Origin of the sequence: Pseudomonas sp. Cab53 (assembly GCF_018325965.1) — a bacterium.
Lineage (GTDB): Bacteria > Pseudomonadota > Gammaproteobacteria > Pseudomonadales > Pseudomonadaceae > Aquipseudomonas > Aquipseudomonas chlororaphis_E.
This window is the reverse complement of the sequence record NZ_AP021902.1, coordinates 3674064-3699118: the sequence shown is the minus strand read 5'-3', so window position 1 is coordinate 3699118 and position 25055 is coordinate 3674064. Positions and strand designations below refer to the sequence as shown.

Genomic DNA, 25055 nt, shown 5'->3' with positions numbered 1-25055 from the left:
ATCGCCATCTTGTTGGGCTCGACTCAAGGCTTAGAATCCGCGCCATCAGTCTTGTCCACTCTCGATCCTTGAAGGAACACACCATGATGAACGCCATGCAGATGCAAATGCCGATGAACGCCAACATGCCGATGATGGGAATGCCGATGATGATGGCTACCATGACCTGCGAGATAATGGATGACGGCATGATGTGCAAAATGATGCCGGCAGCCGGCATGGACATGGCGATGTTCAAGAACAGCGCCGAAATGATGCAGATGATGATGAACTGCGGCATGCCGATGATGATGCACTGCGGCAACATGAGCATGATGTGCATGTCCCAGGCGAGCATGGCCATGCCGATGGCGAACATGATGATGCCTATGCCGATGATGGGCATGCCGATGCCATCGATGAAATGCGTGATGGAATGCACGGTCATGGCTGACTGCATGATGTGCAAAGTCATGCCGATGGCCGGCATGAACATGGACCTGATGAAAAACTGCTGCAACCTGATGATGAAGATGATGAACGACTGCGGCATGCCGATGATGATGAGCTGCAATGGCATGCCGATGATGTGCTGCACCTGCTGAGTCTTACCAGGACCCCTGTGGCGAGGGAGCAAGCTCTCTCGCCGCAGGTTCACCTGCTTTTCAGTCCAGGCGTTCCGGATAGGTCACTACCAGGTACGCCACCGCTTCGCTGTCGGCCGGGTTGCGATAACGGTGCGCCTGGTCGGCATAAAACAGAATCGAGTCGCCCGTGGAGAGCAGGTAGCGTTCGTCGCTGACGCTGATTTCCAGCACGCCTTGGGATACCACCAGGTTTTCCTGGACGCCGGGGCCGTGTCCATCGGATTGTTCCTCGCCCAACGGGCTCAGGCGCAGCTCGTAGAATTCCGACTGACGTGCGACGTCGAAAGGGAACAGCGTGCGGCTGACAAAGGCGCCATTGGCGCTGACCAAACGTTTGCTCTGGCTGGCCGCCAGCACCGTCACGCCCTCGAAAGCCCGGTGCTCAAGAAATGCAGCCACGGAAACTTTCAAACCCTTGGCGATTTTGCACAGCACTTTGATCGAGGGCACGCTGCGCCCGGATTCGATCTGCGCGAGCATGGCCCGGCTGACACCGCACTGGCGGGCGAGGGCGTCGAGGGAGAGGTGTCGCTTGCCCCGCAGGCGTTGCAGGTTCTGCGCAACCCGTTCGCAGATAGGGTCCTCGTCCAGCGCTTGCAGGTTATTCAGTTCCACTTCAGGGTCGTCGGAACTCGCCAGAAAACGCGAAGGTTCCAGGGCGCTCACGCCTGGTACGTCCGGGTGGGCTGAGAGGCTTGAAGCCACTGGAACGTCGGGTAGCCGGCATTACGCGCGTACATTTCCCACATGGCGTGGGCCCGTTGTTGGGCCTGCTTGCGTTTGCGGAATTGGACGAAGTCGATAACGTTGTCAGTCGGTTTCATAAGGCACTTCACTGTCGTGGACGGTGGCGGAATGAGTTGAGATTACGTGGTTATTTTTATAACCATAAATATTGATTTTTTATTTATTAATTCCTTTTGGTTGTTTTCTGGGGCGGCTGATCAGATGACATGGGCGTTGCGCAATTCGCCGAGGGCCAATGCCTTGAGCCGCGCCAACAACGGGTCGCGCCGGTCCCGCGGGTGCTCCAGTTGCACCGTCAGCTCTTGGCGAATGCTGCTGGGGCGAGTGTCCATCATCAGTACCCGGTCGCTCAGGTACAGCGCCTCGCCCACATCGTGCGTCACCAGCAACAAAGCGATGGCGTGTCGCTCGGCCAGTTGTAGTAGCAGGTCCTGCAATTTCATCCGGGTGAAGGCGTCCACGGCGCTGAAGGGTTCGTCCAGCAACAGCACCCGTGGTCGCGAATACAGGCCGCGGGCAATCGCCACACGTTGTGCCATGCCGCCGGACAATGCCTTGGGCAAGGCGTCGGCGAAGCCTGTGAGGCCGACCTCGTCGATCAACTGCGCAACCCAGGCTTCGTCGTAATCGTTGTCATCGCTGAAGCCGATGTTCTGCTGCACCGTCAGCCAGGGCATCAATCGCGCCTCCTGGAACACGAAGGCCAGTTGTTCGGTGTCGCTGAGCAGATGTCCTTCGAAGTCTTTTTCCAGGCCGGCGACGATGCGCAGCAAGGTGCTTTTGCCGCAGCCACTGGGACCCAGCAGGCTCACGGTTTCCCGAGGTTGCAGTTGAAGGTGGATGTTACTGAGCACCGTGGTGGTGGCGAAGGTCTTGCGCTCGACATGGATATCCAGCAGGGCTTGGGTCATGGCTCATTCCTCGGTGCCGGTAAAGGTGTCGCGCCAGGCCAGGAAACGTTTTTCCAGGCCGGCAAGCATGCCGTCGCTGAGCTTGCCCAGCACGGCGAGCACGATGATCGCTGCCAGTACGATATCCGGGCGCGAGGTTTCGCGGCCGTCGCTCAACAGATAGCCCAAGCCCTTGGTGGCGGCGATCAGTTCGGCGGCGACCAGGAACATCCAGGCCAGGCTCATGCCGCTGCGCAATCCGGTGAACAGGCCGGGCAGGGCGGCGGGCAGGAGAATCCGGCGCACCAGGCGGCGGCGATTGAAACCGTACATATGGCCGACCTCCACCAGCTTGCGGTCGATGTTGCGAATCGCTGCCACGCCATTGAGGTAGACGGGAAAGAACGCGCCGATGGCGATCAGCACCACCTTCGAGGTTTCGTCGATGCCCAGCCACAGCAGGAGCAACGGCACCCAGGCCAGGCTGGGGATCGAACGCAGGCCGGCGAAGGTGGGTTCCAGATAGGCTTCGGCTTCCCGGCTCAAGCCAACCCAGGCGGCGAAGATCAATGCCAGGCTGGCGCCAATGGCGAAGCCCAGCAATACCCGCAGCAGGCTGGCGCCGATGTGTTTCCACAGCGCACCTTCGGCTAGATCGCCCAGCGTAAGGGCGATCTCGCTGGGGGCGGGCATCTGGTAGGAGGGCAGCCAACCGATGCGCACGATGATTTCCAAAATCAAGATGATCAGCACCGGCAGCGCCAACCCCTTGAGCCGCAGGCGCCAGTCGGGGTTGAACGGGGGCGCTTTGCTCGCCAGTGACAGGGCCAGGCGTGGGCTGGAAAGGTCTTTGCTATGACTGCTCATGGTGGTTCTCCGGCAATGGCGAATCCGCGCCAGGCGCGGATCGGTTATTGCCTGGGTTATTGACGGGCCACGGCCTGCTGGCGACCGGTGTCGAGCAGTTGGTCGATCACCTGGTCCACATTCACCCCGCGACGGACCAGTTCCTCGGAGACCAGAATCGGCGCGGCAGCCTTGGAGGCCAGCACATCCTCGGCGCTCAGTTGTGGGTTACCCAGGTCAGTGCGCGACAACTGCAATCTGGCCACTTCCAGCGACAATCCGGATTCGTCGGCCAGCAACTTGGCCAGCTCCTGCGGATGACCGACCGCCCACTCACGCGCTTGTTCGTAGGCGGCCAGCACGGTCTTGATGGTCTGCGGGTGCTCCTGGGCATATTTCTCCGTGACGCTGACCACGCCGTAGCTGTTGAAAGCGGGGTTGCGATACAGCAGGCGCGAGCCGGCCTGGACTTCGCTGGCGGCCATGTGCGGGTCGAGGCCTGCCCAGGCGTCGACGTCACCTTTTTCCAGGGCGGTGCGACCGTCCGGATGTTGCAGGTGCACCAGCTCCACGTCGTCTTTGTCCAGTCCAGCCTGTTGCAGGCTGCGCAGGGTAAACAGATAGGGATCGGTGCCTTTGGTGGCGGCGATCTTCTTGCCCTTCAGGTCGGCGACCGTCTGGTACGGCGAATCCTTGCGCACCACCAGGGCCGTCCATTCGGCGCGGCTGTAGACATACACCGACTTGATCGGGCTGCCGTTGGCGCGGCTCAACACCGCCGCCAGGCTGGCGGAGGAGGCGAAATCGACGCCGCCGCTGTTGAGGTATTCCAGGGAACGGTTGCTGCCCTGGCTCAAGACCCAACTCACCTTGGTCTGGGGCAGGGCCTTTTCCAGATAACCCAAGTGCTTGAGCACCAGACTGACCGGCGAGTAATAGGCGTAATCCAGATGCACCTCGGCAGGCGGGCTTTCTGCGGCCCGGGTCATGGACGGCAAGCCCAGTGCCAGGATGCAGGCACTGATCAGGAATCTGGCACGGGCCAGGGAGACGCGGGAGGCGGGGTTCATGGAACAGCTCCAGGCAAGGCGGCGAGAGGGCGATTTTTTTATTTCCAGAAGATCGGAAGGCAGGAGCAAATCCCGCTTGCCTGGAAGATTGCAGGCTCTGTGCCATAGCTGGGAAAGGACTATTTTCCGGACCTTCAACGGGGTGAGCCCCCTCCGGAAGATGTTGCAGGCCCAACAGTCTGTTACTGCACTGTTGCGCCATGAGCAGTGGAGACAGGTAACGGTGAGCTATGCGCCAATGGAATTTCGAATCAATCGGGGAGGGCGCTACGTTCTATTTTCCCGTGTGTGCTTGATGTCTTTCGACGGTGGGGAGCCGAAGCGTCGAGCGTACTCGCGACTGAATTGGGCGACGCTTTCATAGCCGACTCTCAGCGCGGCGGTGTTCACGTCCACCCGCTCGGTCAACATCAGGCTGCGGGCGGCCTGCAGCCGTAACGATTTCTGGTACTGGACGGGGCTGGTGCCCGTCAGTTTGCGAAAGTTGTGGTGCAGGGTGGAGCAGGCCATGCCTGACCGTTGAGCGAGATCGGCCACGTGCAGCGGCTTGTCGTAGTGGTGTTTCAGCCACTCAATGGCTCTCACAGTGCCTTTGTCCCGGTAACCATCGCGAGCGACGCTGCGCAACCACGGGCCCGCACCGCTGAGCAACAGACGTACGCATATTTCTCGCTTGATAAGATCCGACATCACGCCCGCTTCAAGCGGCCGTTCGATCAGCGTGGTCAAGCGAATGAAGGCGTCGAGCATCTCGCCTGACGCCGCTCCGGATGCGAAGCCGCGTGCGACCGATGCCACTTCCTGCCTGGGGGATTCCAGGGCCTGGATCACCTCGTTGAGCATGGAAAGATCGAGCTTCAACACAACGGATAAATAAGGCGTTCGTTCGTCAGCCGCTGTAACGCGAGCCAGTGTGGGAATGTCGACTGACGTGACGAAGAACGCCCCCTGTCCGAACTCACAGGCTTGCTCACCGAACGTGATCTCCTTTGCACCTTGCAAAATGATGGCCATGCACGGTTCATAAATGCAGTACGTGGGCGTACCCAACTCGGCCATTCGATAAAAAGTCAGGCCTGGGATCGATGTCGGGCAGACCTCGTTCAAGCCAATCTGGCTCGTGACTTTTTCGATGAGCCTTCCAAGTGCCTGGAGGCGTTCGTTGGGCTGGGCGGGTTCGCCTGCGCCCGGGGTGCGGCTCAGACCGAACTGCGAGAAAGAACCGCTAGTCATCACGTATGTCCTGTTCACGGAGTGTCCGAGTGTGCTGAGCGTGTGTGCCTGGCACAAGGGTATCGGCAGGATTGTGCAGAAAATATGGCGTATTTGGCTCACCCGGTTCCGCTTCGTTGCTCTAGTTTCTGGCCTGTGTACAGCCCGTGAAACCCAGTCGCGAAAGGAATGTTGGATGGACAGACGAGATTTTCTTACCTACTCGGCGGCGGGTGCTGTTGCAGCCGCTCTACTGCCAGCCTCGAGCCTGGCCAGTTCAATGACTACCGCCTCCACGGCCGCCGCGCTGACAGAGCGCGGAAGCGTCATGCGTACAGAAGGGCGACTCGTGCGCACAGACCTGCCGGTCAATGCGTCCTCGCATACGATGAGGTACATGACGCCCCAGCGCTTTGGTATGGGCGGAACGCAGATCGGTAATATTTTTGCGCCCATCAGCGATGAGCAGGCGAGGTCGGTTCTGCAGGCTGCGTGGGGCGAGGGCGTACGTCTTTACGATACCTCGCCATTCTATGGGTTTGGCTTGAGCGAATATCGCCTGGGGCGCTTCCTGCATGACAAGGATCCAGACGACTACGTGGTATCCACCAAGGTCGGCCGCGTATTGACGGCCGCGGGTGGCCGGCGTGCGGACCATGCCATCTGGAAATCGCCGGCGCCCTTCAACTACCGCTATGACTACACCGCGGCAGGCGCACGTCGCTCCGTAGAAGACAGCCTGCAGCGTCTGGGCCTGCCACGCATCGATATCGTCTTTATCCATGATCTCTCACCCGATAACACCGAACTGGATGGCGGCTGGGAAGCGGCGTATCGAATTGCGCGCACGGGGGCGATGGTCGAGCTTGAAAAGATGCGTGACGAGGGACTCATCAAAGCCTGGGGCTTCGGAGTCAATGCCCCGGACGCCGTGGTCCGGGCACTGGCCGGTGATGACCCGGTTCCGGACATCGTTCTGCTTGCCTGCCAGTATTCCCTTCTTGACCACGGCGATGCCTTGCGCAGTACCTTACCGGCGTTGAAAAGCAAGGGCACCAGCGTCGTGGTTGGAACCCCCTGAACGATGGATTCCTGGGAGGACGCAATCGATACAACTTCAGCCAGGATCTACCCGCCGGAGCGGTGGAAAAGCGCGCGCGAATCATGGCCATAGCCCGTCGACATGGTATTGATATCCATACTGCCGCCTTGCAGTTTGCGGCGGCACATCCGCAAGTGTCCGCGATCATTCCGGGGGCGCGTTCGTCGGGGCAGGTCGTTTCCAATATCCAGGCGATGAAGGTCGGTATTCCTGCGGCGTTCTGGGATGATTTGAAACGTCACGGACTGATCGATGCCCAAGCGCCGGTACCTTCCTGAGCCCTCATTTGCCGCCGGTCACGTCGAGGAACGTACCGGTCACGAAGGAGGCTTGCGCGCTGGCCAGCCACAGGATGGCCCGTGCCACTTCCTCGGGTTGGCCGCCGCGCCCCATGGGGATCGAGTCCTTGACGCGCTCGACCCGTCCCGGCTCGCCGCCGCTGGCATGCATGTCGGTGTAGATGTGGCCGGGGCGGATGCAGTTGACGCGAATGCCTTCGCGGGCCACTTCCTTGGCCAAGCCGATGGTGAAGGTTTCCAGGGCGCCCTTCGACGCCGCGTAGTCGACATATTCATTGGGGCTGCCGAGGCGGGCCGAGGCCGAGGAGACGTTGATCACCACGCCGCCCGGTCCGTTGTGTCGATGGGACATGCGCTTCACCGCCTGCTGGGCGCAAAGCATCGGGCCGATGGCGTTGACCGCGAAGATACGCTGCATGCGCTCGAAGCCGAGGTCTTCCAGGCGGGACTGGGTTTGCAGCACACCGGCGTTATTCACCAGTACGTCGATGCGCCCGAAGGTGCGGTCGATGGCCGTGAACAAGTCGGCGACCTGCACCGGGTCTGCGCTGTCGGCCCGTATCGCCAATGCCCGACGTCCCTGCGCCTCGACATCTGCCACGACAGCTTGTGCCGCAGGCTCGTTGGCCACGTAGCTGATCGCCACGTCATAGCCTTGCGAGGCGGCCAGGCGCGCGGTGGCGGCACCTACTCCGCGACTGCCACCGGTGATCAGGATCAGCGGTGCCTGCGAGACGTTTTCCATAGGGGTTACCTCCTGCGACGGTGAGAAAAGTCGTGTCAGCCGATGATGAGGATGCCGCTGGCGATCACTGCGCAGGCCAGGATTCGGCGAACGGTGAGTGCCTCGCCGAGGAACAGGCCGCCAATCAACGCCGCGAACAGCACGCTGGTTTCGCGCAATGCAGACACCGCGCCCATGGGCGCTTCGTTCATGGCGTAGATGACGATGGCGTAGGCCAACAGGGAGACCAGCCCGCCGGCCAGGGCGGTCAACAGGCCTGGCCGCACCGCGAACAGGCTACGGGCGTCGCGCAGGCCGATGTACACCATAGGCATCATCACGCCCCACAAGGTGCACATCCACACGGTGTAGGCCAGTGGCGCGCCGGAGAGCCTGGCGCCGATGCCGTCGGTGACACTGTAGGCGGCGATGAAACAGCCGGTTCCCAGCGCATAGGACAGACTCGGAGTGGACAGCTTGCGTCCGCTCAAGGCCAGCGAAATGATGCCGCCCGACACCAGCGCGATGCCGAGTAACGTGCCAGGCGAGATGCTTTCCCCGGCAAAGGCCGCGGCGCCCAAGGTGATCAGGACCGGTGATGAACCACGGGAAATCGGGTAGACCTGCCCCAGGTCGCCGAGCCGGTAGCTGCGTACCAGAAACAGGTTGTAGCCAACGTGCAGCAGCGCTGAAAGCAACGCATAGCCCCAACTGGCGGGCGCCGGCGTCACCATGAACGCGGCGGTCACGGCGCTGGCGATGGCCACGGCAATGCACATGATCGTCATGGACCAGAGTCGATCGGCGCCGCCACGCAGCAGGGCATTCCAGCTGGCATGCAAGAGTGCGGCGAAGAGAACCAGGAGTGTGATGTGGATAGGCATGCGGGCCAGTGTATGCAACGCCGTGCCCGGATTACAGAGAAGTCTCCTCATTGTTTCATGAGCAAAACCTCATGCATCACCCATAGGCTTGCTGGGCTTTCAGCGCCTCGCTCAATAGCCACTGGCGAAAGTTGACGATGTGTGGCTGTGACTCGATGCCTTTCGGACAGACAAAGTAATAGGCAAGCGGGGAGGGAAACGGCACGTCGAACAACCGCACCAGACGCCCATCGCTGATTTCGCTTTCCACGTGCCCGCTGCGCACCAGGGCGATGCCCTGGCCGAGCAGGGCTGCCTCGACCGTCATGTTGGTGTCGCCGAACCTCACGCTTTCCTTGAGCGGGAGGAACTCCAACCCGACCTTCTGGAACCAGACTTCCCATTTCGGCACCAGCTCGGCGCCATCGCGGGTCAGCAGCGGGTAGTGCAACAGTTCGGCAGGGCTCTGCGGTGTCCCGAAGCGCAGCAGCAACTCGGGACTGGCCACCGGAAACACCTGCTCGCCGAACAGGAACTCCGAATGCAGGCCGGGGTAACTCCCCTTGCCGAGCCGGATCGCGACGTCGGCCTGGGCGTTGGAGAAATGAATGATCTTGTCCGTGGTGTCCAGCGAGACGAGCAGTTCGGGATGCAGGCGCGAGAGACCGGGCAGGCGTGGCAGTAGCCATTTCAGAGCGAAGGAATAGGTGGTACTGACTTCGAGCCGGACCCGGTCTTTCTGCTCGCGCAGATCGCCGAGGGTTGCCTCCAGGCTCATGAAGAACTCCCGCACGATGGGCGCCAGCGTAGCCCCCGCGGCCGTGAGGCTCAGGGACTTGCCACGCTCGAACAGCTGCAATCCCCACAGCGACTCGAGGTGTTTGAGTTGGTGGCTGACCGCGCTTTGCGTGACATGCAACTCCTGCGCGGCAGCGGTGAAGGTCGTGTGCCGGGTGGCGACTTCGAAGGCACGCAAGGTGGCGGTCGGTGGCAGATCTCTCATGTAGAGGGGGTCCCGGCAGGTCATCAGAAAGGCTCGTCATGAGCACAAGCTCATGATAGAGCATCCTTAGGCGCTGACGGGTCACCTGATCAGATCACGTCGGTATGCAGGTCCGGTCCGGCTGTGCCGATCAACGTCAGTTCCACCTGCTCAGGCAGGGAGCCGCCTGCGTTGTTCGCCGCACTGAACAGCAGGTTGCTTTCGTTGAGTTGGGCGGTGACGTTGCCATCGATCACCAGTTCGAAACGCTGGCCATCGGCATTGGCCTCGAAGCTTTTCAGGTAGGTGCGGGTGTCGTCGGCGTTGTTCTGGATCGCCAGCGTGCCGGCGTATCCGTTGCCGATGCCGGTGAAACCCAGGGCGCTGAGGTCGATGCGGTCCTCGCTGGGGTTGAAGTCGAGCAGGCGATCACTGCCGGTGCTGTCCGCGGTGCGAAAGCTGTCGGCCACACTGGCATAGCGAAAGACATCGTGGCCTGCGCCGCCGGAGAGCAGGTCGCGACCAAGATTGCCTTGCAGCAGGTCGTCTCCGGCCAGTCCACGCAGGATCTCGTCCGTATTGACGCCCAGCAATTTATCGGTGCTGGAGGAACCCACCAGTCGCGCGTTGCCATCCGGGCTGGCGAAGGTTGTGTCCAGGCTGCCATCGGCGTTCAGCCGGACCGCCGCGTAATCGGAGCCGCCATTGGTGTAGGTATCCCCGCTGAGCAAAATCTTGCCGTCGTCGAGCAAGGCAATTTCACTGCCATAGGCCGCTTCGCCGGGCAGATTGATACTGACCAGGCCTTGCTGGCCGAAACTGAGGTCGGGACTGCCATCGGCGTTGAGCCGCAGTACGGCAAAATCCTCGTATGTGGTGGAGCCGGCAATCAATAGCTTGCCGTCATCCTGCACGACCATGTCGCCACGCAACGTGGTGAAGATGGGCAGCGGGACGCTACCGTCACCGCCAAACTGGGTGTCCAGCTCCCCGTCTGCCGTGTACTTGAGCACGCTGTTCTGGACGCCGGGTGAGCCGTGGACCAGCAGGCTGCCATCCGCCATTTTGAAAATGCTCTCCAGAAAGATGAACGGTGCGGGCGCTTGCAGCGTGAGGAGACCGTCTGTGCCGAACGATGTGTCCAGCGTGCCATCGGCATTCAACTGGGCCACGTTCAAAAGACTGCCTTGCACCGCGCTGACCAGGACGCTGCCGTCGGCATTGGCTTGCACGATGGACTTGGTGCCGAAGCCGCTGGACAGGCTGGCCTCGGCGTTGCTGTTGAACGCTGCATCGGCTTTGCCGTCGGGGCCCCAACGCTGGACGATGGCGGTGTCATCGTGGCCTGCGTGGGTCGTCACCACCGCGCCGTCAGCCTGGACTTGAAGGTTGTAGTCTTTTTCGAAGGGGATCTGTTTATGGATCACCTGTCGCCCGGCGTGACCGTAGCCGGTGTCCACGCTGCCGTCGGGATTGAGGCGGGTGAGCGAAAAGTCCCTACCGTCATCCAGCGCGTTGCCGTAGTCGCTGAAACCGGCGATCAGGATTGAACCGTCGGGCTGTATGACGACGTCCTGGGCGTTGTCTGTACGTCCGGCGATGTCGACGACAAGGAGGCCGGGGGCACTGTAGGTCGTGGTCATGTTGTCGGTCCTTTGAACTTCGCAAAGCGTTGACTCTAGTCCAGTCCTCCTGATGTGCCAGGGGCTCTGGACCGGTGGTCGCGAGTAGTGCTGCGGGTAACGGCAGGCCGGTTGACGTGCCGCTGCCCGGATTGCGACGCCTCATTGAATTTATGCGCCGATGATCGAGTCATTTATTGGGAAGGGTGCGATGCACCTTCGTACCCCACTCTTGAAGCCGCCCCCTGGCTGTTCGCCCAGGCAGTGGGCCTGCCCTAAGGATCGACAATGACTTTTTTCATCTTTCTATTGGCTTGTGCCGCCGCCGCGAGCACGGGGATCATTTTCAAGCCGGGCCCTTGGTACGCGTCCCTCGTGAAACCTGGCTTCACGCCACCCAATTGGCTGTTCCCAGTGGCATGGACCGTGATCTACCTGTTGCTGGCCTGGGCGGGTTATCGCTTGGCGCTGATCCCGGGGAGCCAGACCGTGATCGCATTGTGGGCGGCGCAGATCGCGCTCAACACACTTTGGACGCCGGTGTTTTTTGGTGCGCACCAGATGTTCGCCGGCCTGGTGATCATCACACTGCTCTGGCTGGTCGTGGCCGTCATGGTGGTCCTGACCTTGCGCCTGGACGTGATCACCGGGTTGATCCTGTTTCCTTACCTGGCCTGGTTGTGCGTGGCCGCCGCGTTGAATTTTTCCATCTGGCGCAATAACCGTTAGGGCCGGATTGGCTGGATGGCCCTAACGGTTTCAGCTCGGCCCGCGCGCGACCAGCCCCTTTGCACCCTCAGGACTTCCTGGGGGCCGACAAGGGCAGGTCGATGCACGGGCTGTGCGGTGCGCGCCGCGCGGGCAAGGGAAACAGTGCCGCGAGTTCTTCTTCGACGATCTGATTGCGCAGGGTCAATTCCAGCTCAGGGCAGTCGATGCTCAGGCAGTCACCGTGCTGAAGCGACACTTGGGTGGTGCGGTGGCTCAAGCTGTGGAAGACGTAGTGGACGAGGCCGGGTTCGAGAAACTGCTCATGCTTCTCCAGGAACGCCTGCGAGTATCGACGCAGGCTTTGCCAACCATGCAAGCTCATTCGATGGTGACTGGCTGCCAGTGGCTGGCCGTCGCGTTCCACCTGCACGTTGATGGCCAGGTCGGCCTGCATTTCTCCCAGTATCAATGCCGGGGCCACGGCGCAGGTGCGCAGGCGGGCCTGTGCCGAAGAAATCGCATCACGGCCGTGCAACACGTGATCATGGAGGTCGTTGCCGAGGGTGAAGCCCATGAAGCGCAGCGCGCCAAAGTGGTCGACCCAGTAGAGGCAAACGATGCACGGCTCGCTGCTGATGCTTTGGGCATGGTAAGGCACCTGCAGGGGATCGCCATCCGTCCTGAGCAGGCGTCCGTTACCTTTGTAGTACCAGGCTTGTTCTGTCTTGGCGGTGCAGAGGGTGACTTCGCTGAGCTGCACCGCCAGGTTGTTATCGGGCATGAGCGGTGGCCGGTATTTCACCGCGGCGGACGTGAGCGGGTAGGGGGTCGAGGGCTGCTCCTTGAGGTAGGTTTCCCAATCCAGGTTTCCCTGGGCGCAATGGGTCAGCGCTTCGTACAGGTTGCCCTGCGATGGGCGCACTTCCAGGCTCTGCCCGGATTTGAAATCGAACACACCAAGGCCGCGTTGCGGCTCCGGAGCGTCCAGTAACATCACGTAATGCGTCATGACTTATCCTCCAGGGTCAAGTGAGCGGGTAGGGGGCTGAAGTCGTCGCGCCCGTCGAACGCAGGGTTGGCTTCCTTGAGCCGCAACGACAGCAACCCGCCTGTCAGGCTGCCGGCCAGCGCCAGGAACAGGATGGCGGTCAGTCCCCAGTTCATTGCGATGTAGCCGGCGACCACGGGCGCGACGCCACCGCCCAGAATCTCTCCGCAGCCCACCACCAGGCCCGTCGCGGTGGCCAGCAAGCTGGGTGGCACCGATTCGCTGGTCAGCGGCCCGACGGTGATGCAGATCAGGCTGAAGTTGATGAAGGACAGGAAGAACAACTGGAGGAACAGCAGCCACGGCAAGGGCGGGCTGACGATGAGCAGGCCCACCAGCAGTGCACTGAGCATGAAGCAGACGGAAACGACGGGCTTGCGACCCAGTTGGTCGGACAGCCCGGGAATGACCAACTGGCCAAAAAAACCACCCAGGCCGATCGCGGAAATGATCATGGCCATGGAGAAATCGCTCAGGTGCAAGATGTCGGTGAGGTAGCTGGGGAGCAGGGCACACAGAACGAACTGGCACGTCAGTATACAGAGCATCAACGCAATGTTAAGCCGCACGTTGCCGCTGGCCAGGGCTGTTCGCCACTGGCTGTGGGTAGGGCGGTCGATGGGGGGAGTGTGCGGCCCCTGGGCCGGTTGATAGCTTCTGTACAGGTACCAGGCCACGAGCAGCCCCGGCAGCGAGATGATGGCGAACACCGCGCGCCACGATCCGAAAAATTCCAGCAGGACACCCGCTAGCAATGGCCCGAGGCACAGGCCGATGATGGGAAACAGGGCTTGTTGGATTCCCAGGTTGAGTCCCCGTCGGCAGGGCTGGGACACTTCATCGGTGACGATGATGCTCACGGGCGTGAAAGCCCCTTCACAAACGCCCATCAATGCACGCAGCAGCACCAGGCCGACCAGGCTGGTGATCAATGCTGAAGCCCCGGCCAACAGCGACAGCAGGGTGATCGACAGCACCAGCAGTTGCTTGGTGCCCAACAGCCGGATGGCCGCGCCCATGAACAGGGCCGAGCCGCCCCATGCGAATGCCAGGATCGCCGACAACAGGCTCAAGTCCTGATAGTCCAGCGCCAGGTCACGCATGATCACCGGGAACAGCGGCATGATGATGAACCGATCCAGCCCTACCAGCCCGAAGCTCAATGACAAAAGGACGACCATGCGCCTTTCATAGCCACCCCAAGGTCGGGCGGCCAGATACTTCCTCTCCATGTTCCTTCCCCTTCTATCCTTAGCCCTTTGGAAGCCCTCTTGAACGAGGTGGATGCTTGCGACCAAATACCTGTAGCCGGGGGCAGGTGTGCCCCCGGCTGGGTACCTGTGCAGTGGTTTCGGTGTGTCAGGCGACCCACTTGCCCACGGCCATTTCGGCCGTGAAGCCGGGGCCGAAGGCGGCCAGCATGCCGGTCGCACCCGCATCAGGCCCGCTGTCGAACTGACGTTTGAGCACGTCGAAGACCACCACGCTGGCGATGTTCCCGGCTTCGCTCAAACTGTCGCGCGACTGCGCGACCCTGCCGGGTTCAAGGTCCAGTTGCAGGACCAGTTCATCGAGGATTTTCCGTCCGCCGGTATGGAAGATGAAAAAATCATTCTGGGCGCAGTGCTGATTGAAGGTCTCGTAGTTCAACTCTTCCATCATGGGTGCCACGTCTTTGATGGAGTTCATGACGGCCTTGTCCAGGGTGAAGTGGAAGCCACTGTCCTTGACGTCGTATTTGATGTAATGCTCGCTGTTCGGTAGGAAGTAAGAGCCGGTCTTGGCAATCTTGAATCCAGGCGCCTTATCGTCGGCGCGCATCACGCAGGCAGATACGGCATCGCCAAACAGCGCAGCGGATATGAACGCGTGCAACTTGGTGTCGTCGGGTTGATAGCACAACGACGAGAACTCCAGGGACACGATGAGCACATGGTTTTGCGGCGACAGACTGGCAAAGTCATTGGCCCGGTTAATGGCCGCAGCGCCCGCGACGCAGCCCAGTTGGGCAATCGGCAGTTGTACGGTCGACGTTCGCAGCCCCAGGTCATTGATCAGGTGGGCGGTCAGCGAGGGCATCATGAAGCCGGTGCACGAAGTCACGGCGACCATCCGGATGTCGTCGGTGGTCAGCCCGGCATTCTCGATGGCCTCCCGTGCCGCAAGGGACGACATGCGGCGGGCCTCGCGCTCGTAGACGATGCTGCGATGGGTGAAGCCGGTGTGCACCGCCAGTTCATCGATCGGCAGCACCAGGTGGCGCTCATTGACCTGGGTGTTCTGGATCATCCGTTTTGCAAGGGCCATGCGAGGATGGTCATCGTGCAAGTGTTCCAGATGGTCGATCATTTGTTGCTGGGTAATCTTGTGTGGCGGGAACAGCAAGCTGGGTTTGCAAAGAGTAGACATGACAAGTCCTCGGCTTAAAGCCAATAAAGAGTTAGGTAACACGTTTAAGGCAATGGCGAAGCAGGACTCTGAAGAACAGAATCAAAGTAACGGGCTGATAGGCCGGAAATATCGACTGTTGTTATTAATAACGCGGGATAGGGCGGACAACTCGCTTGTTATTTCACCAGTACGAACTTATAGGCATATTGCCAAGCCAAGTTACTTTCTCGGACATGTTTACGAACTACCATGCGGACAGGCGCGCCGCTGACAACTTGTCGTGGGTCGACCACGTCGACGATTTCCGACGCAATCACCAGGCCGTCATCCAGGCGCACCATCGCCATGAAGCGCGGTACGGTTTCCCCATAGCCCATGGCGGCGAGGATGGGGTTTTCAGCATGGGCACTGACCTGAATCGTGCCGGTGCGCGCGCAGCGGTACGGCTGCACGTTCATCGAGTTGCAGGCGCCGCATACGGTTCGCCGAGGAAAGAAAATCTCCTCGCAATCCTGGCAACGGCTGCCTTCGAGACGGTACTTGCCGCCGTGCTCGCGCCATTCGCGCAACATGCTGGCGGTGGTCATGCGGTGGATTTGTTCTGGGTACAGGGACATGGTCGGCTCCTTAATCGTTGGAAAGCACAATGACGCTGTTATGCGCGGCGTAACCGCCCAGGTTTTGCGAGACGCCAATGCGCGCGTTCTTGACCTGGTTGTTGGACTCGCCACGAAGCTGTCGGAACAGTTCGGTAATGTGCAGGATGCCGTCGCAACCGGAAGCGTGACCGCGCCCGATATTGCCGCCATCGGTGTTCAACGGCAGTTGCCCGTCGAGGGCGATACCGCCTTCCAAGACAAAGTCACCGGCCTGGCCCGGGCCGCAGACACCCATCGATTCCATCTGGATCAGGCCCGCCCCCAGCAAGTCGTAGACCTGTGCCACGTCAATGTCTTTGGCGGTGATGCCGGCTTTTTTGTACGCGATTTCGGCACAGGCAATGGAGTTGGCGGAAACCGCCATGCCCACGTCTTTCGGCAGGCCCGCGTGTTTCAGGGTCGGGTTGTGATAACGCGTCCCGAAGTAATGCGACACGCCGGTGTAGGCGCAGCCACGGATGAACACCGGTTGGCTCGTGTAGTGATGCGCCAGGTGTTCGGCCACCAGGATCGCGCAACCACTGGCCTCGCCCCAGGCCAGCATCGAGCCGCAGGCCTCGCTGTTCTTGAGGGTTTCCAGGGACGGAATCGGCACGCCAAAGCGGGTCGCGGTGGGGGTGTTGTGGGCATAGATGCGCATCTGCCGACCAAACGTGGCCAGGACATCCGCTTCACGTCCCGCATAGCCGAATTTTTCAAAGTATTCGGCCGTCGCCAGGGCGAAGGCGTCGGTGTGTGAAATCCCCAGGAAGTAATCGTACTCACACTCCGTACTGGAGCCGATGTATTCGGCGTAGTTGAAGTGATCGGTCATTTTTTCAAAGCCGCCGCACAGGACGATGTCGTATTCACCTGAGGCGACCATCTGGTGGGCCATCTGGAAGGACACCGAACTGCTGGTGCAGTTGGCAGTGCTCATGAACGTCGGGGCAGGGCTGATGCCCAGGGCATCGGAGATGGTCGGGCCCAGGCCGCCGTACTCGGAAATGCCTTCACCGTGGTAGCCATAGGCGACCGCCTGAAGCTCGCGGGGATGCATCTTGATGGCGTTGAGTGCCTGGTAGGCGGACTCGACGATCATCTCTTTAAAGGTCTGACGAACTCGGGAGCTGCCGGGCTTGGGGGTATAGGCAGCCGAAACGATAGCAACGCGTCGTGCGCACATAGAAGGTGCTCCTTGCTGGATAGATAGAAATCAGAGGTAGGCAGTCAGGGCATAGTCAGGTCGCAAGTACTTGAATTCGTACTTGATCGACGTCCCGTAATCCACGTAATACTTATCCTCCAGCAGCGTGCGCAGCGGGACGTTGGTCTTTTGGTAGGCTTCGATGGCAGGCGTCACCGTCAAGGCAATCGCATCGCTACCCGCGCCAAATCCATAGGACACCATGAGGATCTTCTCACCGGGTCGCGCTCGATCCAGTATGTTCACCAGGCCCAGCAAAGGGCTCGCCGCGCCGGTATCGCCGACACTCTGGGCATAGATGCCCGGCTCGATCTGCGCTGTCGTGAAGCCCAGGCCCTTGCCGAGGGAGAAGGGCGTCGACACCAGGTTCTGCTGCAATACGACATAGTCGAAATCGCCGGCCTGCAGCTTCATCTTGGTCATCAGGCCCGATGCGGCGCGGTGGGTCTGCTCTTCCAGGCCGATGCTGTTTTTGTCGGAGCCCAATCCCATCCCGGAACGGATGTAGCGATCACCCTGGGGACGAATGTTGTCCGCGATATCCGCCGCGCAGGAAAAACTGGCGTCGAATTGCGCGATCACGTTTTCAGTGCCCAGCAGCAAGGCGGCCGCTCCTGCTCCGGCATAGGACTCTGTCAGGTCGCCGGGGGCGGTGTTGCGGTTGATCGTGTCGGCGCCAATGGCCAAGGCGTTGCCGCTCATGCCCGAAGCGACCAGGGCGTAGGCGATTTGAAGGGCACTGGTGCCCGACTTGCCGGCGAACTGTACGTCTGCGCAGAAGGCGTCGTAGCCGCAGCCGAGCATTTCCAGGATGATCGACGCGGATGCGCGGGAGTCATACGGGTTGGTGCATGTGCCGAGGTAAAGGGCATCCAGGTGGGAGAGGGGCGCTTTGTCCAGCGCGCGTTGAGCGGCGAGTACGCCGAGGGTGATGACATCTTCGTCGGGTTGAAGGACGGCTCTTTCAATGACACCGAGCTGGTTCGTGACCAGGCTCAGGTCAGTGTTCTTCCATACGTGGATCACATCCTCCACTTTGAGACGGCACACCGGAATGCCTGCGCCATAGCTCACAATTCCTACTTTATTCACGTGTACTTCCTCCAGATTCCTTTCTCCACCTGCCAGCGGCGTGGCCGTGACGGATGCATGAAATATTTAGAAACTATCTAATGGTGCCCGCAAAGTGTCATTGGCAGTCCTATGCCCGTAAACCGGGGGCTTCAGTGGAAAAAACTGGCGTTCCACTGATGAGCGATGGGTTTATTATCTCCTTTTTATTATGTATGATACGAAACGTACCGTATCGTTAAGGTCGCATTAAAAATTTATGACTATTCTCTCCTTTTCTTTCCACAATGCGGTGCATACCGCTACCGAGGTGCGCGGTTAAGCAGAAGTCGAGATCAAATAATCATACAAAACGAAACGATCCGTTTCATTGCTTTTCGAGAGAATCCTATACCCTGCTTTTCTTTTGTCAAGCGCCATATTGGAGATTTTGAATTATGGCCCGTAAACCGTCTCGGAGCTCCATTGGCTCATTGAGGAGCCCACACACGCACAAAGCGATCATCATCTCTGCCATAGAAACCCTCAAGGAGTGCGGTTATTCAGGGTTGAGCATCGAGGCTGTGGCTCGGCGCGCCGGAGCGAGCAAGCCGACAATCTATCGATGGTGGGGCAACAAGGCGGCGTTGATAGCCGAGGTCTACGAGAGCGAAAGCGAGCAGATTCGCAAGGAGCCGGATAAAGGTTCCTTCAAGGAAAACCTTAATTTTCTGTTGCTCAATCTCTGGAAGGTCTGGCGGGAAACGATTTGCGGGGAAGCCTTTCGATGTGTCATCGCTGAAGCCCAGCTCGACCCCACGACGCTGCCCAAACTTAAAGATGAATTCATGGAACGGCGTAGGGAATTGCCTCGCAAGCTGGTGGAAAACGCCATTCAACAAGGGGAGCTGCCCAAGGACACGTCCCGTGAGTTGCTGTTGGACATGATCTTCGGGTTCTGCTGGTACAGGTTGTTGACCGAGCAGTTGGAAGTAGAGGGGGATATCAACGAGTTCACGACTTTACTGATGAACGGTGTGTTGCGGACCACTTCGGCGGCGGTTTAAGGCGCCGCCGAAGCCTGGTCAAGGGAGGGAAGTGGGTTACGCGGCGCCACTGAACTGTGCATGAAGGCTTGGCAGGATGCTGGCCAGGTGGTTGAACTCACACAAATCATGCACAGCAAATTCATAAGCCAGCGTTTCCAGCTCGGCTTCGCCAAAGCCGTTTTTTTTCAGCAACTGCGCGGCCTGCTCGGCGCCTGGAAAACGTTGCATGGCTGGGTGGCTGCCGACCCAGTAACGGCTGGTCAGGTACAGGCCTTCGGGGCATTCCTTGAACAGGTGGACCATCAGCGAGACAGGCACTTGCGGCTGGTCCGCCAGGCTCATCAGAGCGCTGACGCTGCCATCGATTTTCGATTCACGGTACATGTCCGGGCAGAAACCCAGTTCACAGGGATCTCTGAAATGAATATGCAGGTGCATGAGGCGATCGCCGACATATTCGCAGGCGCAGAAGGTGTTTCCATACAGGCTGTCTTCGAAGCTCAAGCTGTCGTCGACCAGCCGCTCATGATGCACGCAGGGATTTTCAACATGCGCATAGGGAAACCACAAGGTGTAGCGCTCGGCTTCGAGCGGGTGCCACATGAACCACCACTTGAGCATCTGCGCCGTGCAACCGGGGAAGAATTTGCGGCTTTGCACGTAGGCCATCGGGCCGGGCAACAGGGCGTATCCAGCCTCCTCGCTGACAAAGTCCGCCGCCAGCATGCGATTGAGGTCTTCGATGCTGGGCGTCAGCGTGTCGGACAAAGGCATCGGGCCTTGTTGGATTTTCTCGACGGCACTGAGCGGTACGTTGATCTGCGAACGGAAAAAGTCGGCGTAGGGCTTACCCTGAACGGCTTTCTGATTGACCAGGAACTGCTTCTGCATGGGCAATGAGAAGTAGGTGAAAGGTGTCATTACGCGCGCTTCCATGACGGTGATTCCTTGATGAGGCGAGAAAGCCTGCGCACATCCAGGCAGGCCTTCACGCAGGGTTGTAAAGGGGCAGTGACAGGACCAAAATAGGTACGCCAAAATAAAAAGTCAAATTTGAATTAGAACTATCGAGAGATGAGCTCATGGACAATGCTTCTGGCAAGCCTTCCGTCGCCCGCGCTTCGCGACTCGACGGGCGGGCAACGCGGCTGCAGATTCTGGAGAAAGCCGGCGAGTTGTTCGCCGAACAGGGCCTGGCCAACACCACCAGTAAACAGATTTGCGAGCATTCGCAGGCCAACAGCGCGGCCGTGAATTATCACTTCGTCAACAAGGAAGGCTTGTACCGGGCCGTATTGCTCGAAGCCCATGCTCGATTCCTGCAGATGCAAACGCTGGTTTCGCTCAGCGAGCAACCGGGTTCGCCACAGGACAAGTTGCGCGCACTCATCACCCTGCTCGTCGAGCGCATCCACAATCATCCGGATGGTTGGGCCTTGAAAGTGCTGACGCGCGAACTGCTTTCGCCTTCCCCCGAGTTCGAGGCGGTCCTCAGGGAGCAGTCCTTTCCCAAGGCGCACATACTGCGCAGCCTGCTGGGGCAAATCATGAACCTGCCGGCCGATCATCCCACCACGCTGCGCAGCGCGATCAGCGTCTTCGCGCCGTGCCTGTTCTTGCTGATTGCACACCAGCCCTTGACCCGGCATGTGCTGCAAGGGTTGAGCATCGAGCCGCAGGGGCTGATCGAGCACATGGTGAGCTATGCGCTCGGGGGGCTTCAGGCCGTGGCGGCCACGGCACACGAGGCACCGAACGAATGAAGGGAAAATAACCTTGCGCCTCAAGGCGATGAGGCCCTGAGGGCGCGACTTCAGGACCGGTTTACGGCATGCGGGATCGGCTCGCAGCCTTACTCTGCCCAGATCCCCACATCACGAGCATCCACCGATCGGGGCAACAGCCCTGCGGCAAAAAAAGCATCGGCGATTTTCTGCTGCTCATCCAGTTGGTCGGCTTTCACCGGTTGAACCTGATAGCTGCGATGAGCATTGGCCGCTTCGACCGTTTCCACATCGAGATTGCCCCACAACGGGCTCAGGACCTGCGCTGCGTCGCGCGGGTGATTCTTGATCCAGTTGCCGGCCTCCTGCAATTGCCCGTAGACCACCTTGAGCACTTGCGGGTGCGCCTGGGCATAGCGGGTGCTGGTCAGGTAGTAGCGCTTGTAGCTGGCCAGCCCACTGCCGTCGGTCAGGGTTCGGGTGGGCAACTGTCGTTGCACGCCACTGAGGAACGGTTCCCAGGTGACCCAGGCATCGACTTTTCGATTCTCGAAGGCTGCCCGACCGTCGGCGGGGGACAGGTAGGCCGGTTGGATGTCCGAGAATTTCAGGCCTGCCTTGTCCAGAGCCGCGATCAACAGGTAGTGGGCTCCAGCGGCCTTGGTGACGGCGACTTTCTTGCCCTTCAGGTCCGCCAGTTGCTGCAAGGGCGAATCCTTGGCGACAACGATGGCCTGGGCCGAAGGCGAAGGGGCTTCCTGCGCAAAATAGGTCAGCTTGGCCTGCGCCGCCTGGGCGAATACAGGCACGGTATCGGCCACGTCAGCGCTGATGTCGACATTGCCGACATTCAACGCTTCCAACAAGGGCAGGCCGCTGGGGAACTCATGCCAGCTGACTTCGATATTCGCTTCGGCGAGGGCTTTGTCCAGCGTGCCCTGGGTTTTCAGCAGCGTGATCAGGGTCGACGATTTCTGGTAGCCGATGCGCAGGGTTTCCTGAGCCTGGGCCGGTAGCGCGAGAGTGGACACGGCCAGCGCAACGACCAGGCTGGCCAGGGAGGTGCGGCGCCGTATCACGGCGTATTTGCTGAGGGGTTTTGACATGGCGTGCTCGATATTCAAGGAAAAAAGGAGAGGCGCTGGAGAATCCTATGGTTCTAAAAACTAATTTATAAATACTTTTTGGGCATTAGCTTAAGCAGCGATGCCGGGCCTCAAAAAGCGTACTGGAGGCGGGTGTAGTAATAGCCGCCGGTGAAGCCGAAAGGGGAGTAGCTGCCCCAGTTGTCGCCGAACGAAGCGTTACTGACGCCAATATGATCGGGGTATTTGTCGAACAGGTTCTGTGCCCCGAGGGCGACGGTCAGTTGCTTGTTGATTGCATAAGCCACGTCCAGATCAGTGATCCATTTGGCGCTATAGCGGCGGTCCAGGCTCGGGTCGCTTGAGCTGTTGACCTCGGTGTACGTGCCGTAGCGGGTCAGGCGCAAGTTGACATCGAAGTCGTTGATTGCCCAGTCGGCGGAGAAAATCATCTTGCTGCTGGGGGAGGTCTTGGTGATGAGGGCCCGCGACTGGCGCCCCATCAATTCGAAATTGCTGCCCAGGGCGGTCAGTTGCGAAGGTGTTTCGGCGACGCTGAGGATCTTCGTGTGGTTGTAGTTCAGCGCCGCGGTCCAGCGCACCGAGCCATAACGCTCCAGGTTCTGTCGGTAGTTGCCGACCACATCGACCCCGGACGTGCGGGTGTTGGCACCGTTGGTGAAGTACTGCGCGCCCGCGGTCGCCGGCACGCCAATGCCGTCGAGCAGGGCGGCGATTCCCGGGCCCTGGAAGCGTTCGCTCAGGACCAGGCGATCGCGCAGGTTGATCACGTAGCCGTCCACCGTCAGGCTCAGGTCTTCGCTGGGTGTCAGGGCGAAACCGAGGCTGAAATTGGTCGAGCGTTCGGGTTTCAACGCCTCGGCTCCCAGCGCCTGGGCACCCGCCGAATCCACAGGCAGGATCACATAGTTGTAGGGCTGGTAGACGCCATTGATGGTGTCGAAGCCGGTGGAGCGGGCGGTGAAGATCTGGTTGGCCAGCGAAGGGGCGCGAAAGCCGTTACTGATGGTGCCGCGGACTGAGAACACCGGGTTGAACTCGTAGCGGGTGCTCAGCTTGCCGCTGCGGGTCGCGCCGATGCCTTCGTTGTAGTGCTCGTAGCGTGCGGCAAGCCCCAGGTACCACTGTTCGGTGGGATAAAAACCCAGGTCGATGTAGCTGGCGACGCTGTTGCGGCTGACTTTTTGCGCGTCCTCGGGCGTGATGCCGTTGGTGACCTGGGCACCCGGATCGGGCCGCTCCCCGGCGCGTGGATGGCCGGCCGGGAACACGTAGCCGCCGTCGATGTAGGAGGCTTCGGAGCCGGCGCGTGTCTCGTAGCTTTCGCGTCGGTGTTCGAAGCCGAAGGCCACATCCAGCGGTTTCGCCAGGCCGATTTCATAACTGTTCTTCAGGTCCAGGTTGCTGGTCAACTGGTCGGCAATGTAGATGCCCGACGTGAATTTGTTCGGCGTGTTTTCCCCCAGCGAAGGGTTCTGGTTGTTGTAGGTGCGTTGCTTGGCGTAGTTGCGTCCGTAGGTGCTGCTCAGGTCCCATGCCCAGCCGGCGGCTCTTTCACCCTTGGCACCGAACGCGGACTGGAAGTCGGTTTCGTTCACCAGCCAATAGGGGCTGTAGCCACCGGGGTAGCCATTGGGCCCGGTGGTAATGGTGTTGCGCCCGTTGGGCAGGCGAAAGTTTTGTCCGTCGTTGTTTTCCCGGGTGGCCAGGGTGGAGAACGAATAGAGCGTCACGTCGTCGTTCAGCGGCAGGTCGAGGTTGTAGCCGACATCGGCCAGTTGGCTGCGGGGCAATCCGTAGCCTTTGTAGGTGTGGTGGCTTGCGCCGGCCTCGCGTGGGTCGGGCGAGTCGTCGGCTTGCGGGTAGTAATGGTTGCTGTAGCCGTTGCTGCCGGCCTTGTTGTCGCGCTCCTGGTAGCGTGTGTCGAATGAGACGTTGAGCACGCCGGCTTCGCCCACCTGGAACCCATAGTTGAGCGCTTGCTGTGCGGTCCCGCGCTTGCCGTCGTAGCCCTGGCCAAGGGTGGTGTCGGAACTGCCGCCGGTGGTCTGCTTGAGGATGATATTGATCACCCCGGAAATGGCATCCGAGCCGTACTGCGCCGCCGCGCCGTCGCGAAGCACTTCGATATGGTCGATGGACGCCACCGGGATCAGGTCCAGGTCGCTGGGCGCGGCACCGCTGTTGATACCGTTGATGTTCAGTGTCGCGCTGGTGTGCCGGCGCTTGCCGTTGACCAGCACCAACACGTGGGACGCCGTCAGGCCGCGCAGGGTGGCCGAGCGGACCACGCCGCTGGCATCCCAGCCGGCGCGGTCGGGCAGGTTGAAGGAGGGAATGAACTTGCTCAGCGCCTCCAGCAGGCTCGACTTGCCCACCGCTTGCAGTTGCGCGCCGGTTACCACATCGATGGGCGTCGGGCTGCTGGTCACGGTGCGTTCGACGGTGCCCCTGTTGCCGGTGACCACCACGGTATCGAGGGTGGACGCGCTGCTTTCGGCGGCCTCGAGGCTGAAAGAGGCAAGGCCACAGGCAAATGACAGCGGCAGCAGCAACGGGCGATAAGCGGGCGCGGCGAGGTGTCTTTGGCGGTTGGGCATGAGGGTGAGCTCCTGATTGTCGGCTGAGGTCCGTGTCACTTCTTGCGAGCGGCGACGGCTTCGATTTCCACCAGGCCGCCGGGCAACGGCAGCGCGACGACTTGCACGGCGGTGCGTGCCGGCTTGTTCGGTTGTTCGGCGCTGCCGAAGAACGGCGTATAGCCTTGCTGCAATCCGGCGAAATCCAGTTGGCCGCCCTTGGCCGGATCGCCCACCAGGAACACCCGCAGTTGCACCACGTCCGCCAGGTCCAGGCCCTGGGCTTGCAGCACGCCCTTGAGTTTGTTGAGGATCGATGTGGTCTGGGTCGCTGTGTCGCCATAGGCGGCGAAGGAATTCTTGGGCGCGCTCGGATCGTGCAGGTCGGCGAGCAGGCCGCTGACAAACAGCAGGTCGGTTTGTGCCGGCACCGACACCGCCAGGGAAATCGGGAAGTTGGAGTTGGGCAGGGCGATGCGCTTGATGTCGTCGGCCTGGCTGGCGAAGGCGGTGGCGGTCATGAGAAGTCCTGTAAGTAACGGGGTGGTTTTCATCGCAAGGTCCTTTAT

At 60.5% G+C, this 25055-nt stretch carries 24 protein-coding genes and 1 pseudogene; 5 read left to right on the top strand and 20 right to left on the bottom strand.

Annotated features, from left to right (window positions below; all coding sequences use genetic code 11):
- Positions 1–83 precede the first annotated feature (83 nt).
- On the top strand, positions 84–584 hold the full coding sequence (locus tag KI241_RS27830) for a hypothetical protein (RefSeq protein ID WP_042728427.1): 501 nt from the start codon (positions 84–86) through the stop codon (positions 582–584).
- Between the two features lie 60 nt (positions 585–644).
- Here the strand turns inward: KI241_RS27830 and KI241_RS16020 are convergent, their stop codons facing one another.
- The 6 genes from KI241_RS16020 to KI241_RS15995 form a co-directional block, all read right to left on the bottom strand.
- Complete coding sequence (locus tag KI241_RS16020; protein WP_161796092.1) at positions 645–1235, bottom strand: XRE family transcriptional regulator; 591 nt, start codon at positions 1233–1235, stop codon at positions 645–647.
- Between the two features lie 53 nt (positions 1236–1288).
- The gene (locus KI241_RS16015; protein WP_185057662.1) at positions 1289–1450 is read right to left on the bottom strand and encodes a hypothetical protein; all 162 of its coding nucleotides are present in this window, start codon (positions 1448–1450) and stop codon (positions 1289–1291) included.
- 120 nt (positions 1451–1570) lie between these two features.
- Positions 1571–2284 carry an ABC transporter ATP-binding protein gene (locus KI241_RS16010; RefSeq protein WP_212802716.1) on the bottom strand — a complete coding sequence of 238 codons (714 nt, stop codon included), beginning with the start codon at positions 2282–2284 and terminating at the stop codon, positions 1571–1573.
- Between the two features lie 3 nt (positions 2285–2287).
- Positions 2288–3130, bottom strand: a complete 843-nt coding sequence (locus tag KI241_RS16005) for an ABC transporter permease (protein WP_042728403.1) — start codon at positions 3128–3130, stop codon at positions 2288–2290.
- Positions 3131–3186: 56 nt separating this feature from the next.
- A complete protein-coding gene (locus KI241_RS16000) occupies positions 3187–4179 on the bottom strand; it encodes an aliphatic sulfonate ABC transporter substrate-binding protein (RefSeq protein WP_212802715.1) in 993 nt (330 codons plus the stop codon).
- 267 nt (positions 4180–4446) lie between these two features.
- A complete protein-coding gene (locus KI241_RS15995; RefSeq protein ID WP_212802714.1) occupies positions 4447–5412 on the bottom strand; it encodes an AraC family transcriptional regulator in 966 nt (321 codons plus the stop codon).
- A 376-nt stretch (positions 5413–5788) separates the two neighbouring features.
- On the opposite strand from KI241_RS15995, the pseudogene KI241_RS15985 reads away from it, so the two are divergent.
- A pseudogene (locus KI241_RS15985) lies at positions 5789–6771 on the top strand (aldo/keto reductase).
- A gap of 4 nt (positions 6772–6775) precedes the next feature.
- Here KI241_RS15985 and KI241_RS15980 read toward each other — a convergent pair.
- The 4 genes from KI241_RS15980 to KI241_RS15965 all read right to left on the bottom strand — a co-directional run bounded on the left by KI241_RS15980 (position 6776) and on the right by KI241_RS15965 (position 11004).
- Positions 6776–7537 (bottom strand): SDR family oxidoreductase, encoded by a 762-nt coding sequence (locus KI241_RS15980; protein ID WP_042728407.1) that lies wholly within the window; start codon positions 7535–7537, stop codon positions 6776–6778.
- Between the two features lie 35 nt (positions 7538–7572).
- A complete protein-coding gene (locus KI241_RS15975) occupies positions 7573–8400 on the bottom strand; it encodes a DMT family transporter (protein WP_212802713.1) in 828 nt (275 codons plus the stop codon).
- A gap of 76 nt (positions 8401–8476) precedes the next feature.
- Positions 8477–9382, bottom strand: coding sequence for a transcriptional regulator GcvA (gene gcvA, locus KI241_RS15970; RefSeq protein WP_123578990.1), 906 nt, complete (start codon positions 9380–9382; stop codon positions 8477–8479).
- A gap of 89 nt (positions 9383–9471) precedes the next feature.
- Positions 9472–11004, bottom strand: coding sequence for a calcium-binding protein (locus KI241_RS15965; protein WP_212802712.1), 1533 nt, complete (start codon positions 11002–11004; stop codon positions 9472–9474).
- A 267-nt stretch (positions 11005–11271) separates the two neighbouring features.
- On the opposite strand from KI241_RS15965, the gene KI241_RS15960 reads away from it, so the two are divergent.
- The gene (locus tag KI241_RS15960; RefSeq protein WP_047738968.1) at positions 11272–11712 is read left to right on the top strand and encodes a TspO/MBR family protein; all 441 of its coding nucleotides are present in this window, start codon (positions 11272–11274) and stop codon (positions 11710–11712) included.
- 67 nt (positions 11713–11779) lie between these two features.
- Here the strand turns inward: KI241_RS15960 and KI241_RS15955 are convergent, their stop codons facing one another.
- The 6 genes from KI241_RS15955 to KI241_RS15930 form a co-directional block, all read right to left on the bottom strand.
- A complete protein-coding gene (locus tag KI241_RS15955) occupies positions 11780–12703 on the bottom strand; it encodes a fumarylacetoacetate hydrolase (protein WP_212802711.1) in 924 nt (307 codons plus the stop codon).
- On the bottom strand, positions 12700–13974 hold the full coding sequence (locus tag KI241_RS15950) for an MFS transporter (RefSeq protein ID WP_212802710.1): 1275 nt from the start codon (positions 13972–13974) through the stop codon (positions 12700–12702). The genes KI241_RS15955 and KI241_RS15950 overlap by 4 nt, the downstream gene beginning before the upstream one ends.
- Before the next feature lie 127 nt (positions 13975–14101).
- Positions 14102–15151, bottom strand: coding sequence for a type III polyketide synthase (locus KI241_RS15945; RefSeq protein WP_042728412.1), 1050 nt, complete (start codon positions 15149–15151; stop codon positions 14102–14104).
- 158 nt (positions 15152–15309) lie between these two features.
- A complete protein-coding gene (locus KI241_RS15940; protein ID WP_042728413.1) occupies positions 15310–15750 on the bottom strand; it encodes a zinc ribbon domain-containing protein in 441 nt (146 codons plus the stop codon).
- Positions 15751–15760: 10 nt separating this feature from the next.
- The gene (locus tag KI241_RS15935) at positions 15761–16957 is read right to left on the bottom strand and encodes a thiolase family protein (protein ID WP_047738965.1); all 1197 of its coding nucleotides are present in this window, start codon (positions 16955–16957) and stop codon (positions 15761–15763) included.
- A 30-nt stretch (positions 16958–16987) separates the two neighbouring features.
- Positions 16988–18070: a hydroxymethylglutaryl-CoA synthase gene (locus tag KI241_RS15930; protein WP_212802709.1), complete on the bottom strand. Its 1083-nt coding sequence runs from the start codon at positions 18068–18070 to the stop codon at positions 16988–16990.
- Positions 18071–18486: 416 nt separating this feature from the next.
- On the opposite strand from KI241_RS15930, the gene KI241_RS15925 reads away from it, so the two are divergent.
- Entirely contained in the window at positions 18487–19095 is a 609-nt protein-coding gene (locus KI241_RS15925) for a TetR/AcrR family transcriptional regulator (RefSeq protein WP_042728416.1), read from the top strand.
- 36 nt (positions 19096–19131) lie between these two features.
- Here the strand turns inward: KI241_RS15925 and KI241_RS15920 are convergent, their stop codons facing one another.
- Entirely contained in the window at positions 19132–20013 is an 882-nt protein-coding gene (locus KI241_RS15920) for a 2,4-diacetylphloroglucinol hydrolase (RefSeq protein WP_123578888.1), read from the bottom strand.
- Positions 20014–20159: 146 nt separating this feature from the next.
- On the opposite strand from KI241_RS15920, the gene KI241_RS15915 reads away from it, so the two are divergent.
- Entirely contained in the window at positions 20160–20840 is a 681-nt protein-coding gene (locus tag KI241_RS15915) for a TetR/AcrR family transcriptional regulator (protein WP_123578889.1), read from the top strand.
- An 89-nt stretch (positions 20841–20929) separates the two neighbouring features.
- Here KI241_RS15915 and KI241_RS15910 read toward each other — a convergent pair whose 3' ends face one another.
- From KI241_RS15910 to KI241_RS15900, 3 genes are all read right to left on the bottom strand, one after another.
- Entirely contained in the window at positions 20930–21907 is a 978-nt protein-coding gene (locus KI241_RS15910; RefSeq protein ID WP_053143800.1) for an aliphatic sulfonate ABC transporter substrate-binding protein, read from the bottom strand.
- Positions 21908–22017: 110 nt separating this feature from the next.
- Positions 22018–24507, bottom strand: coding sequence for a TonB-dependent receptor (locus tag KI241_RS15905; RefSeq protein ID WP_212802708.1), 2490 nt, complete (start codon positions 24505–24507; stop codon positions 22018–22020).
- 35 nt (positions 24508–24542) lie between these two features.
- Complete coding sequence (locus tag KI241_RS15900) at positions 24543–25040, bottom strand: RidA family protein (RefSeq protein ID WP_042728421.1); 498 nt, start codon at positions 25038–25040, stop codon at positions 24543–24545.
- Positions 25041–25055 lie beyond the last annotated feature (15 nt).